Source organism: Methanoculleus taiwanensis (assembly GCF_004102725.1).
GTDB classification, from domain to species: Archaea; Halobacteriota; Methanomicrobia; order Methanomicrobiales; family Methanoculleaceae; genus Methanoculleus_A; species Methanoculleus_A taiwanensis.
In genome coordinates this window covers 244999-258547 of sequence record NZ_LHQS01000002.1, presented here as the reverse complement: position 1 = coordinate 258547, position 13549 = coordinate 244999, and the positions used below count along the sequence as shown (strand labels likewise).

Sequence of the window (13549 nt, the reverse complement as noted above, 5' to 3'; positions counted from 1 at the left end):
GTCATGGCAAGAGCGAAGAATTACCTAGACCAAAAACTTGCAGAGAAACTCCGGGACCGGAAGTATTACACGACCGACAGCAACCCCGAGTTCCTCAAGGAAGTCGAGAAGATCGGGCAGACGCCCGCCCACATGTGCTACCAGTGCGGTACCTGCACGGGATCGTGCCCGTCGGCACCCAGAAGCTCCTACCGCATCAGGCTGTTCATGCGTAAGGCCGTCCTCGGACTCGAAGAGGAAGCACTCACCGATCCCGACCTCTGGCTCTGCACCACCTGCTACAGCTGCACCGACCGCTGCCCGCGCGACATCGCACCGACCGACGTCATCATGGCGATGCGAAACCTTGCCTTCAGGAAGGATATCGTTCCGCGCAACTTCCTGCAGACCGTTCAGCTGATCTACAAGTCCGGGCACGGCGTCCCGAACAACGACGTCAACCGGGCAGCTCGCGTGAAACTCGGACTCGAGGCCGAACCTGAGACCACGCACAAGTACCCCGAGTACATCCCCGGCATCCAGAAGATCCTGGATCACTACAAGCTGAAAGACGAAGCAGACCGAATATTAGCAAAGGGTGAGTGAAACCATGAGCAGCAACAATATGCGTCAGTATGCATTTTTCCTGGGATGCATCGCCCCGAACCGCTATCCCGGCATCGAGGCGGCAGCCATCAAGACCAGCAAGAAGGTCGGTATCGAGCTGCTGCCCCTGAAGGGTGCGAGCTGCTGTCCTGCACCCGGTGCGTTCGGTTCTATCGACCTGAACGTCTGGTATGCAATGGCGGCACGCAACATCGTCCTTGCAGAACAGATGAATATGGATATCGCCCTGATCTGCAACGGGTGCTACAAATCCATCTGGGAAGTTAACCACAAGCTGAAACACAACGCTGAACTCCGTGACGGCGTCAACGAAGTGCTCAAAGAGATCGACATGGAGTTCAAGGGAACCGTCGATGTCTGGCACCTCGCCGAGCTCTACTACGACCCCGAGATCGTCGGTGTGAAGAAGCTCGCCGACAGCGTTACCCGGCCTCTCACCGGTGCGAAGATCGCCGTCCACTACGGCTGCCACCTGATGAAGCCCAAGAAAGAGCGGCACTTCGGCAACACCGAAGATCCCATGTGGATCGAGGAACTGGTCGCCGCACTCGGTGCCGAGCCCGTCCAGTACCGCAACAAGATGCAGTGCTGCGGTGCAGGCGGCGGTGTCCGTGGATTCGACCTTGCCCACGCGCTTGATATCACGAACGAGAAGCTGATCAACCTCGAGGAAGTCGGTGTGGATGCAGTCACCGAAGTCTGTCCGTTCTGTCAGCTCCAGTTCGACAGAGGTCAGATCGAGATCGAGGAGAAGTTCGGCAGCACCTACGGCCTCCCCGTACTGCACTTCAACGAACTCCTCGGACTGGCACAGGGCATGAACCCGGACGAACTCGCTCTCGACCTCCACGCAATCAGCGTCGAGCCGTTCCTGAAGAAGATTCTGTGAGGTGCAAAATATGGCAGAAATAAAAAAGAACGAAGAGCAGCCTAAAATTGGCGTTTTTGTGTGCCACTGCGGTACCAATATTGCGGGCTCCGTCAACATTCAGGATGTCATGGAGTACGCCAAGACGCTCCCGAACGTTGTCGTCTCCGATGAATACCAGTACATGTGCTCGACGCCAGGCCAGGGAAAGATCGCCGACGCAATCAAGGAGCACAACCTGACCGGCATCGTCGTTGCGGCGTGTTCCCCGCGCCTCCACGAGCCCACCTTCAGAAATGCAACGAAGGCAGGCGGTCTGAACCCCTTCCGGTTCGAGATGGCAAACATCCGTGAGCAGAACTCCTGGGTGCACATGCACCAGCCCGAAGAGGCAACGGAGAAGGCAAAGGATGCCGTCAGGATCGCCGTCGCAAAGGCATCCAAACTCGAGGACCTCTTCCCGAAGAGCGTTCCCGTCGAGAAGACCGCAATGGTGGTCGGCGGTGGTGTCGGCGGTATGCAGGCAGCACTCGACCTTGCTGACGCAGGCATCAAGACCTACCTCGTCGAGAAGACCCCGACGATCGGCGGACGCATGTCCCAGCTCGACAAGACGTTCCCGACCCTCGACTGTTCGCAGTGTATCCTGACCCCGAAGATGGTGGACGTATTCAGGAACGAGAACATCGAGCTTCTCACCTACACCGAAGTCGAGGAAGTGCAGGGATACATCGGCAACTTCGACGTCACCCTCAGAAAGAAGGCCCGCGGTGTCATCACTCCCGCCGAGGCAGAGGCAAAGGGCATTGTCGGCGGCGGCTGTACCGGCTGCGGCGACTGTGTTGCGGTCTGTCCGGTCATCAAGCCGAACGACTTCGAGCTCGGCATGGCTCCGAGGAAGGCCATCTATGTCTATCACCCCCAGGTCGTCCCGCTGATCTACACCGTCGACTTCGACTCCTGTGTCAAGTGCGGCCTCTGTGTTGAAGCATGCGGCACGAAGAAGGCAATCGACCTCGAGATGGAAGACGAACTCATCACCGTCAAGGTGGGAACCGTCGTCCTGGCACTCGGATACGAGATCTTCCCCATCGAGAAGAAGTTCGAGTGGGGCTACAAGAACTTCGACAACGTCATCACGTCGCTCGAGTTCGAGCGCCTGATCTGTGCGTCCGGCCCGACCGGCGGCAAACTGATCCGCCCGAGCGACGGCGAAAAGCCGAAGAAGATCGCCTTCGTGCTCTGTGCGGGTTCCCGTGACAACACCGGTGTCGGCAAGCCGTACTGTTCGCGGTTCTGCTGCATGTACTCGCTGAAACACGCCCACCAGATCATCGAGAAGATGCCCGGAGCAATCCCGTATATCTTCTACATGGACATCCGTTCCTTCGGTAAGATGTACGAGGAGTTCTACTACCGTATCCAGGACGAGGGTGCGAAGTTCATCCGCGGCAGGGTTGCAAACATCACCGAGGACCCCGAGAGCAAGAACCTCTACGTCCACGCAGAGGATACGCTCCTCGGACGGCCGGTCGATCTCGAAGTCGATATGGTCGTGCTCGCTGCCGCAATTCAGCCCACCGCCGAGACCGAGAAGACCCGGAGACTCTTCGGTGTTTCCTGCTCGCAGGACGGCTGGCTGCTTGAAGCACACCCGAAGCTGAACCCGTGCGGTACCACGACTGCCGGTGTCTACCTCGCCGGCGCCTGCCAGGGACCGAAGGATATCCCCGACACGGTCGCACAGGCAGAGGGTGCGGCATCCGCAGCATCGATCCCGATCCACAAGGGAGAGGTCGAGCTCGAGCCCTACTTCGCCCAGTGTATCGAGGACAAGTGCGCGGGCTGCGGTCTTTGCGTGCCCCAGTGCCCCTACTCTGCACTTGCGCTCGTCGAGAAGGACGGCAGGACAGTCATGCAGGTCACCGAGGCTAAGTGTAAAGGCTGCGGTACCTGTGGCGGATTCTGCCCCGGTGGTGCAATCTGGATGCAGCACTTCGCAACCCCACAGATCGTCGCACAGATTGACGCGTTCCTCCTTGGAGGTGAGCAGTAATGGCTGAAGAGAACTGGAAACCGAAGATCATCGCAATCATCTGCAACTGGTGCTCCTATGCAGGTGCCGACCTTGCCGGCGGCGCCCGCATTCAGTACCCGCCTGACGTCCGTGCCATCCGTGTGATGTGCACCGGGCGTGTTGACCCCCTCTTCATCCTGAAGGCATTCCAGGATGGAGCCGACGGTGTTCTCGTCTCCGGCTGCCACTTCGGTGACTGCCACTACCTCGAGGGGAACTACAAGTGCGCAAAGAGGATGTTCCTCTTAAAGAGCGTGCTCAAGAACATCGGTCTTGAAGACAACCGTCTCCGCATGACCTTCGTCTCCGCATCCGAGGGTGCGAAGTGGGGAGCAGTCATGGAAGACGTCATCAAGACGGTGAAGGATCTCGGCCCGAGCCCGATCAAAGAGTTTGCCAAATAAATTCCTAAATAACAACTCCAATATATTAAACAGGAGATGAATACATTGGCAATCACAGTAAATCTGATCACGGGTCGGACGATCCAGCAGGGCGTTTCGATGGAAGGCGGGAAAGAAAAACCCGCCTACACCGCCGCCTGCGGGATCATCGAGATTGACCCGTCCGACTTTGCGAAGCTCGGTGCATACCGCAACACGACCGTCCGCGTCACCAGCGAGCACGGCAGTGTTGTCGTCAAGGCAATCGAGGCAACGCAGGGACCCCACCCGGGAGTCGCGTACATACCCATGGGTCCGTGGGCGAACCAGGTGATCAACCCGAACACGTACTCGACCGGAATGCCCACGTTCAAGGGTACACCCGTCGAGATCACGGAAGCAAAGAACGAGACCGTTCTGGACTCGCTCGAGCTCGTGCGGAAAGCATGCCGGGGTGAAATCTGATGACAAAGACAATACCGGATGTAGTCTGTCCATTCTGCGGAACACTCTGCGACGACCTCGAGGTTGTCGTCAGCGATGACGGCAAACAGCTCCTTGAGGTCTACAACGCCTGCGCCATCGGCGCCGAGAAGTTCCTCCATTCCCAGGCAGAAGACCGTCTGACCCGGCCGCGACTGGCACAGGAAGACGGCAGCTGGAAAGAGATCGGTTACGAGGAGGCTATCGAGTACACCGCACAGATGCTGGCAAACTCCAAAAAGCCGCTCATGTACGGCTGGAGTTCCACGAACTGCGAGGCACAGGGTGTCGGTTCCGAGATCGGTGAGATCACCGGTGCGGTCATGGATAACACCGCAACCGTCTGCCACGGGACCAGCCTGATCGCCGTGCAGGATATCGGTATCCCGCACTGCACGCTCGGTGAGGTCAAGAACCGTGCCGACCGTGTCGTATTCTGGGGATGCAACCCTGCCCACGCTCACCCGCGGCACATGTCCCGCTACTCGATCTTCCCCCGTGGATTCTTCACCGGGAAGGGTCACAAGGGTCGGAAAGTAATCGTCATCGACCCGCGGAAGACCGACACGGCAAACGTCGCCGATGTCCACCTGCAGATCGAGCAGGGTCGCGACTATGAACTCCTCGATGCGCTTCGTGTCGCCTTCAAGGGTCTGCCGCTGCCCGATGTCGTGGCAGGTATCCCGAAAGAGCAGATCTACGAGGCTGCCGAGGTGCTCAAGAGCGGTCGCTTCGTGATCATCTTCTTCGGTATGGGTGTCACCCAGTCGCTCGGGAAGAACCACAACATCGACGAAGCGATCGCAGTCACCCGTGACCTGAACGAGTACACGAAAGCTGCCATCATGCCGATGCGCGGTCACTACAACGTTACAGGCTCCGGAGCGGTCTGGGGCTGGCAGTTCGGCTTCCCCTTCGCGGTCGATCTCTCCCGCGGGTTTGCACGCTACAACCCCGGCGAGACGACGTCGAACGACCTGCTCCGCAGAGATGAAGTCGACTCCGTCTTCGTCCTCGGCAGCGACCCCGGTGCACACTTCCCGTTCAGCTCGGTGAAGAAGATCTCGGAGCTCCCGTCCGTCTGTATCGACCCGCACCAGACGCCCACCACGGCCGTCTGCAAACTGCACGTCCCGGTCGCATTCGTCGGCGTCGAAGTCGGCGGCTGTGCGTACCGTATGGATAACGTTCCGATCGAGACCAGAAAGGTCGTCGACGCCCCCGAGGGCATGATGACCGACGAGGAGTTCCTCGAGAAGGTTCTCGGACGGATCAAAGAGATCAAGGGGGAGTGAACGATGGCAGAATTCATCATCAAGAACGGTTTCGTCTTTGATCCGGTTCTCGGCATCAAGGGTGACAAGGCGGATGTTGCCATCAAGAACGGCAAGTTCGTCGAGACCACCGAGCTCTCGAACCCGAAGACGATCGACGCAACCGGCATGACCGTCATGGCCGGAGCCGTCGACATCCACGCCCACGTGGCCGGTCCGAAGGTCAACACCGGCAGGAACTTCCGGCCCGAAGACAAACTCTTCAACTGCACCCCGCGCCGCGGTGTCGAGCGGATGCAGGGCGGATTCTCGGTTCCGACCACCTTCCGGACGGGATACGACTACGCCCGCATGGGCTACACCACCGTCATGGAAGCGGCAATGCCGCCACTCTACGCACGCCACACTCACGAGGAGATGCGGGATACCCCGATCATCGATCAGGGTGCCTTCCCGGTCTTCGGAAACAACTGGTTCGTGCTCGAGTATCTGAAAAACCATGAGATCGAGAACACGGCGTCGTACATCGCCTGGCTGCTCAAAGCAACCAAGGGATACGCCGTCAAGGTCGTCAATCCCGGCGGTACCGAGGCATGGGGATGGGGTCTGAACTGTGAGAACATTCACGACCCGGTGCCCTTCTTCGACATCACCCCGGCACAGATCGTGAAAGGCCTGATCGAGGCGAACGAGTACCTCGGCCTGCCGCACTCGATGCACCTCCACACCAACAACCTCGGAAACCCCGGCAACTACACGACCACGCTCGACACCTTCAAGCTCTCCGAGGGCATCCGCCCGAACAGCAAGTTCGGCCGTGACCAGGTGATGCACCACACGCATGTCCAGTTCCACTCCTACGGTGGCGACAACTGGGGCAACTTCGAGTCCAAGTCGCCCGAGATCATGGACTACGTGAACAGCCACGACAACATCACCATCGATATCGGCCAGGTCACCCTCGACGAGACCACCACGATGACCGCGGACGGGCCCTTCGAGCACCACCTGACCGAGCTCAACCACCTCAAGTGGGCGAACACCGACGTCGAACTCGAAACCGGATCCGGTGTCGTTCCGTACGTCTACAGCCCCACGATCAAGGTCTGCGCCATCCAGTGGGCGATCGGTCTTGAGCTCGCACTCCAGGCCAAGGATCTGATGCGCGTCTTCCTCACCACCGACCACCCGAACGCCGGGCCGTTCATCCGCTACCCGCGTGTCATGAAATGGCTGATGAGCCAGCAGTCCCGTGAGGAGATGCTGACCGGGTTTAAGAACAGCGACAAGGTCATCGGCGCCACGCACCTCATGAACATCGACCGCGAACTCTCGCTCTACGAGATCGCCCAGATGACCCGTGCAGGAACCGCAAAGGCACTCGGCCTTGCACACATGTACGGCAGCCTGAAGCCCGGCCTCGAAGCCGACCTCGCCGTTTACGACTTCAACCCCGAGCAGGAGAACGCTCCCGAGACAATCGAGACGGCCTTCGGCAATGCGAAGTACCTCTTCAAGGCAGGTACCCAGATCATCGACGAGCACAAGATCGTCAGCAACGGGAACAAGCGTACCCTCTGGGTGAACGCCAAGGTCAACGAGAACCCACAGGTGATGCGCGACGTGAAGGAGAAGTTCCTCCGCTACTATACCGTCACGCAGGGCAACTACGAGGTCGCCGGCCACCACTACGTGCCGAACCCGTATGTCATCGAGGTCGATGCAACACAGTGAGGTGAATCGGAATGGAGACAGTAACACTCACCATGAAGAACCAGCCCTCACTTTGTCTCGAGGCTGACAACATCACACCCGATTCCTTTGCCGGAAAGAAGGCAGCGGAGATCGCGGGTCTGAGCGCATACGTAGGGAACACCAAAGTCACCCTCGGCGACTTCTTCGAGGTCGCCGGTAAGGGCGGAGCAACCGCAGCCGATACCAGGATCGTCCTGAACGGCAATCTCTCCCGCGTGAAGTACATCGGCATGAAGATGACCGCCGGCGAGATCGTCGCCAACGGCAGCCCCGACATGTACGTCGGCGCCTGGATGCAGGGCGGCAAGATCCACGTAAAAGGAAACGTGGACGCCTTTGCAGGAACCGGGATGAAGGGCGGCGAAATCCTCGTCGACGGCAATGCCGGCAACTATCTCGGCGCAGCATACCGCGGCGACTGGCGCGGCATGCAGGCAGGCAGGATCGTCGTCAAGGGCAACGCAGGCAGCGACCTCGGCACCTTCATGAACGGCGGCGAGATCGTCATCGGCGGTGACGTCGACGTTCACGTGGGCACCCACGCCGAGGGCGGCAAGATCATCGTCAAGGGCAACGCAAAGAGCCGCGTCGGCGGCCAGATGGTCGAAGGCGAGATCTATGTCTTCGGCACCATCGACGTCATGATGCCCGGCTTCCTCTACCGCGAGGATGTCGACCTCGAGGTCGACGGCACCAAGGCCAAATTCGCTCTCTACGAAGGCGATATCGGCGAGCGCCACCGCAAGCGGAAGGGCGAAGTCATCTACGGCAAGCTCTACCAGAAATACTAACCCCTCTTTTTTCCGACCCCTCCAGCGGGTTTATAATAGTTACCCTTCAGAAGTGTGACGGAGTATTACGAATATTTACAAAGTTCACACCGCAGGAAGAGTATAAAAAAAATAATATATTGAGCATTTCATCCGGGAATACCGGATATTTATTATCTTGCCATTATTATATAACACCCCATAGATATAAACAGTAATGCTTATATGCGCAGAGATAGTTATTATCTTTTTGTCCCCATGAGGACGTGCAGTAGTGACTTACATCCATCACCAGCGTGACTTTTAGTATTCAGCGTTCAGTTACAGATCGTATCCACAAATCGAGGGTTAATGGAGGAAAAATATGGCAAAATACTCTGAAACGATTGACCTGTACGACGATGCAGGCAAACTGCTGAAGAGTGGTGTATCACTCGAAAAGATCAGCCCGCTGGTAAACCCGGCAACCAGAAAGCTCATCGACCTTACCAAGAGGACTATCGCAGTCAACCTCGGCGGAATCGAGAACGGACTCAAGACCGGTAAGATCGCCAAGGGTCACATCCTCGGCCGTGAGCTGAACCTTGACATCGCCGGCAACAAGGACGCTATCGTTGCCAAGATCAAGGAGATGGTGCAGGTCGAAGAAGGCGACGACACGATCATCCACGAGTTCGGCGGCGGCAAGCTGCTCCTCGTCGAGGTGCCGAGCAGGCGTATCGAGGCTGCATCCACCTACGATGCCGCAGTCACCGCAGTCGCATCCGCAACCACCTACGCACTCGTCGACCAGTTCGACATCAGCATGTTCGACGCATCGACGGTCAAGGCAGCAATCTGGGGCAGCTACCCGCACACCATGGACATGGTCGGCGCTAACGTCAGCTCCGTCCTGTCGAACCCCCAGAACAACGAAGGTCTCGGGTACGCACTCCGTAACATTCCCGTGAACCACGTTGTCATGATGACCAACCGGAATGCAATGCAGGGTGCGGCACTCTCGTCCACACTCGAGCAGGCAGGAATGTTCGAGATGGGTAACGCAATCGGCCCGTTCGAGCGCGCCCAGCTCCTCGCCTACGCATACCAGGGCTTAAACGCCAACAACATGGTCTACGACCTCGTCAAGGCAAACGGCTCTACCGGTACCGTCGGTACTGTCGTGCAGAGCATGGTCGAGCGCGCCCTTGAAGACAAGGTCATCGTACCCGGCAAGAAGGGCGGCTACTTCCAGTTCTACGACACCAAGGACCCGATGCTCTGGAACGCCTACGCAGCTGCAGGAACCATGGCAGCAACCATGGTGAACTGTGGTGCCGGCCGGTTCGCCCAGGCCGTCTCCTCGACGCTGCTGTACTTCAACGACCTGCTTGAGCACGAGACCGGCCTGCCCGGCTGTGACTACGGCCGTGTCATGGGTACTGCCGTCGGGTTCTCGTTCTTCAGCCACTCGATCTACGGTGGCGGTGGCCCCGGTATCTTCAACGGAAACCACGTCGTCACCCGGCACGCAGCAGGTGTCGCAATTCCGTGTGTGGTCGCTGCAGCAGCGCTTGACGCAGGAACGCAGATGTTCTCGCCAGAGAGCACCTCCAAGATCTACGCCGACACCTACGGTAAGATCGATGTGTTCAACAAGCCGATCCAGCAGATCGCAAACGGTGTATAAATACCATAGATGAGAATGACTGACGCCATATACCCTCAGTGCAGAATTGTCTCTGCACGGTTCCTCAAGCCCGATACTGCGGAGCGGCTCCTGAACCGGATCGTAGAGGTCGGCGGAATCCGGCGGATGTCCATTAATGGACCATCCATTCCGGCCACCGTCCCCTACGGCCCCGCACGGGGGAAGCCAAACCCCCACCCGGACAGGAAAGCAATCCATGTCGGGGATCAGGAGATCCAGCTTCGCGTGCAGGTAGGCACCATTGTCCTGGAACTCGAAGACGAGAGTATTATTCCGGCAATGAAAGAGGCATGCGACGAGATATTCGCAGACCTCGGGTTTTCGTATACATTCCAGCAGGGGCGGTTCATGAAGACGCAGCCGAGCCTCTCTGACTATGTCAAATACGGCCCCGACGCCGAAGATCAGATACTCGGGCTTGTCGATCCGAAACGGAAAGACGGATTCACCATCGTTCAGGGAAGATAATGCCAATCGGAAGGGTAACCCAGGTCGTCGACTGCCGCGAGAGCATGGGAATGGGAAAAGGAGGAGGGCTCGCCCAGCGGGGCACCATCTCCGAGTCCAAAAGTCCCGATGTTATCGTCATCGGCATGTCACCCGGGCGCCGGCACGTAACAAAACCGGTCTGCGATATCACCTCCGGCCTCCGCCGCGAGGGAGCAGAGTTCTCGGTCACCACACTGGTACTGAATGCGGGAAGTGGTGTTCCCGCGGATTCGCCGGTTGCGGGTCACGTGCTCGGAGCGTACTTCGGGCTTACTCCGAAAGAGATCGAGCAGATCGAGCAGCATAAGGTTGCGATCCTGCACCACGGGAACGTACGCTCTCACGTGGTGCAGAAGGTACGCTTCATCCTCGAACATGCAGATATAAAGGCAATCGTCGTCTCCCAGGCACCCATCGATTACGAGGACCTGGCACGCGAAGGCGTCAAGACCGCGTACGTCATGCCACCGCCCGATAAGATCAAAACGAAGGGAACGGTGATGGAGATCATCAGCGGTGTGACACGAGGGCAGACCCCCTCACGTGAGAGACTGGCAGAGGTCATTCGTGCCGTTATGAAGGTTATTAAAAGCTCAACATGAGGTGAAAAACAACATGGCATACAAACCCCAGTATGGACCGGGTACCACGCAGGTCGCCGAGAACAGGCGCAAGCAGATGAACCCCGGGTACAACCTTGAAAAGATGCGCGAAATTACCGATGAGGACGTTGTGCTGATCCTCGGGCACCGTGCCCCCGGATCCGCCTACCCGACCGCTCACCCGCCGCTCGCCGAGCAGCAGGAGCCCGACTGCCCCATCCGTAAGATTGTTACCCCCACCGAGGGTGCAAAGGCCGGAGACCGTGTCCGTTACATCCAGTTCGCTGACTCAATGTTCAACGCGCCGTCCCAGCCCTACCAGAGAACCTACGCCTACTGCTACCGGTACCGCGGTATCGACCCCGGTACGCTCTCCGGACGTCAGATCGTCGAGTGCCGTGAGCGTGACCTCGAGAAATACTCGAAGGAACTCCTCAACACCGAACTCTTCGACCCCGCACGCTGCAGCGTCCGTGGTGCAACCGTGCACGGACACTCCCTCCGTCTCGCAGAAGACGGCATGATGTTCGATATGCTCCAGCGCTGTATTCTCGGCGAAGACGGCATCGTCCGCTACGTCAAGGACCAGATCGGTGAGCCCCTCGACCGTGCTGTCGAAGTCGGAAAGCCCCTCGACGAGAACTGGCTCAAAGCACACACGACGATCTACCACTCGCTCGTAGGCACTCCCTACCGCGACGACAAGGAGTACGTCGAATACGTCCAGCGTATCCACTCGCTGAGGACCAAATACGGGTTCATGCCCAAGGAGTGATATAAATGGCAAAGATTGAGAGATCCCAGAAGCTGTTCCTGAAGGCACTCAAGGAGAAGTTCCAGGGACAGGACGTAGAGTCCGAGACCGCAGAGTTCTACAAGTTCAACGGTGTCCGCCAGTCCCCCCGCAAGCAGGAGTTCATGAAGGCGAGCCGCGCCATCGAGATGGACCGTGGCATCTCCATGTACGAACCCGAGCGCTGCCACCTTGGCGGTATCCCCATGGGTCAGCGCCAGCTGATGACCTACGAGGTATCCGGCACCGGTGTCTTCGTTGAGGGTGACGACCTGCACTTCGTCAACAACGCCGCCATGCAGCAGATGTGGGACGACATCCGCCGGACGGTTATCGTCGGCATGGACATGGCACACCAGACCCTCCAGAAGCGTCTCGGCAAGGAAGTTACCCCTGAGACGATCAACGAGTACCTGCACATCCTGAACCACGCGATGCCCGGTGCGGCAGTCGTCCAGGAACACATGGTCGAGACCCACCCCGGCCTCGTCGACGACTGTTACGTCAAGGTCTTCACCGGCGACGACGAGATGGCTGACGACATCGAGCCCCAGTTCCTGATCAACATCGAGAAGCAGTTCCCTGCACAGCAGGCTGAGGCACTCAAGGCAGCAGTCGGCAAGTCGATGTACCAGGCAATCCACATCCCGACCTCGGTCTCCCGCACCTGCGACGGTGGAACGACCTCCCGTTGGTCCGCCATGCAGATCGGTATGTCCTTCATCGCCGCGTACCGCATGTGCGCCGGTGAAGCAGCCGTCGCCGACCTGTCGTATGCTGCAAAGCACGCCGGTGTCATCCAGATGGGATCCCACCTGCCCGCCCGCCGTGCCCGTGGCCCGAACGAGCCCGGTGGTATCATGTTCGGTCTCTTCTCCGATATCGTCCAGACCAACCGGAAGTACCCGAACGACCCCGCCAGAGCCTCCCTCGAGGTTGTCGGTGCCGGAACCATGCTCTTTGACCAGATCTGGCTCGGCTCCTACATGTCCGGTGGTGTCGGATTCACGCAGTATGCAACCGCCGCATACACCGACAACATCCTCGACGAGTTCACCTACTACGGTATGGACTACATCAAGGACAAGTACAACGTCGACTGGAAGAACCCGAGCCCCGCCGACAAGGTCAAGCCGACTCAGGAGATTGTCAACGACATCGCAACCGAGGTCAACCTCAACGGTATGGAGCAGTACGAGCAGTTCCCGACCATGATGGAGGACCACTTCGGCGGTTCCCAGCGTGCCGGTGTGCTCGCAGCAGCCTGCGGTCTCTCCACCGCTATCGCAACCGGAAACTCCAACGCCGGTCTGAACGGATGGTACCTCTCCATGCTCCTGCACAAGGACGGATGGTCGCGTCTCGGATTCTTCGGCTACGACCTGCAGGACCAGTGCGGTTCCGCAAACTCGCTCTCCATGAGACCCGACGAGGGTGCAATGGGAGAAGTCCGTGGTCCGAACTACCCGAACTACGCAATGAACGTCGGCCACCAGGGCGAGTACGCAGCTATCGTCGGAAGTTCCCACTACAGCCGCGGCGACGCATGGTGTTTCAACCCGCTCGTGAAGATCTGCTTCGCGGACCCGTCCCTGAAGTTCGACTTCGCAGAGCCCCGCCGCGAGTTCGCCAAGGGTGCAATCCGCGAGTTCATGCCCGCCGGCGAGCGCTCGCTCATCATCCCGGCCCGGTAATACCAACTCAATTTTTTTTTCTTTAGCGTAACCTCACATTACCAAAACGGGGTTTCCGGGCGAAT

General features: G+C 58.6%; 13 protein-coding genes. All 13 read left to right on the top strand.

Going from position 1 to position 13549, the window contains the following annotated elements; genetic code table 11:
- Positions 1-3 precede the first annotated feature (3 nt).
- Complete coding sequence (gene hdrC, locus ABH15_RS06130) at positions 4-585, top strand: CoB--CoM heterodisulfide reductase subunit C (RefSeq protein WP_128693498.1); 582 nt, start codon at positions 4-6, stop codon at positions 583-585.
- Positions 586-589: 4 nt separating this feature from the next.
- Complete coding sequence (gene hdrB / locus ABH15_RS06125) at positions 590-1495, top strand: CoB--CoM heterodisulfide reductase subunit B (protein ID WP_241648028.1); 906 nt, start codon at positions 590-592, stop codon at positions 1493-1495.
- Between the two features lie 10 nt (positions 1496-1505).
- Positions 1506-3530: a CoB--CoM heterodisulfide reductase iron-sulfur subunit A family protein gene (locus tag ABH15_RS06120; RefSeq protein ID WP_128693496.1), complete on the top strand. Its 2025-nt coding sequence runs from the start codon at positions 1506-1508 to the stop codon at positions 3528-3530.
- Positions 3530-3955, top strand: coding sequence for a hydrogenase iron-sulfur subunit (locus ABH15_RS06115; RefSeq protein WP_128693495.1), 426 nt, complete (start codon positions 3530-3532; stop codon positions 3953-3955). The genes ABH15_RS06120 and ABH15_RS06115 overlap by 1 nt, the downstream gene beginning before the upstream one ends.
- Positions 3956-3991: 36 nt before the next feature.
- A complete protein-coding gene (locus tag ABH15_RS06110; protein ID WP_174719418.1) occupies positions 3992-4399 on the top strand; it encodes a molybdopterin dinucleotide binding domain-containing protein in 408 nt (135 codons plus the stop codon).
- Entirely contained in the window at positions 4399-5712 is a 1314-nt protein-coding gene (locus tag ABH15_RS06105) for a formylmethanofuran dehydrogenase subunit B (RefSeq protein ID WP_128693493.1), read from the top strand. The genes ABH15_RS06110 and ABH15_RS06105 overlap by 1 nt, the downstream gene beginning before the upstream one ends.
- Positions 5713-5715: 3 nt before the next feature.
- Complete coding sequence (locus ABH15_RS06100) at positions 5716-7425, top strand: formylmethanofuran dehydrogenase subunit A (RefSeq protein WP_128693492.1); 1710 nt, start codon at positions 5716-5718, stop codon at positions 7423-7425.
- An 11-nt stretch (positions 7426-7436) separates the two neighbouring features.
- Complete coding sequence (locus tag ABH15_RS06095; RefSeq protein WP_128693491.1) at positions 7437-8237, top strand: formylmethanofuran dehydrogenase subunit C; 801 nt, start codon at positions 7437-7439, stop codon at positions 8235-8237.
- Between the two features lie 343 nt (positions 8238-8580).
- The gene (gene mcrB / locus ABH15_RS06090; protein WP_128693490.1) at positions 8581-9885 is read left to right on the top strand and encodes a coenzyme-B sulfoethylthiotransferase subunit beta; all 1305 of its coding nucleotides are present in this window, start codon (positions 8581-8583) and stop codon (positions 9883-9885) included.
- 15 nt (positions 9886-9900) lie between these two features.
- Complete coding sequence (gene mcrD, locus ABH15_RS06085) at positions 9901-10374, top strand: methyl-coenzyme M reductase operon protein D (protein ID WP_128693489.1); 474 nt, start codon at positions 9901-9903, stop codon at positions 10372-10374.
- Positions 10374-10997 (top strand): methyl-coenzyme M reductase I operon protein C, encoded by a 624-nt coding sequence (gene mcrC / locus ABH15_RS06080; protein WP_128693488.1) that lies wholly within the window; start codon positions 10374-10376, stop codon positions 10995-10997. Before mcrD ends, mcrC begins: the two co-directional genes overlap by 1 nt.
- Before the next feature lie 13 nt (positions 10998-11010).
- Positions 11011-11772, top strand: a complete 762-nt coding sequence (gene mcrG / locus ABH15_RS06075) for a coenzyme-B sulfoethylthiotransferase subunit gamma (protein WP_128693487.1) — start codon at positions 11011-11013, stop codon at positions 11770-11772.
- A 5-nt stretch (positions 11773-11777) separates the two neighbouring features.
- Complete coding sequence (gene mcrA, locus ABH15_RS06070; protein WP_128693486.1) at positions 11778-13484, top strand: coenzyme-B sulfoethylthiotransferase subunit alpha; 1707 nt, start codon at positions 11778-11780, stop codon at positions 13482-13484.
- Positions 13485-13549 lie beyond the last annotated feature (65 nt).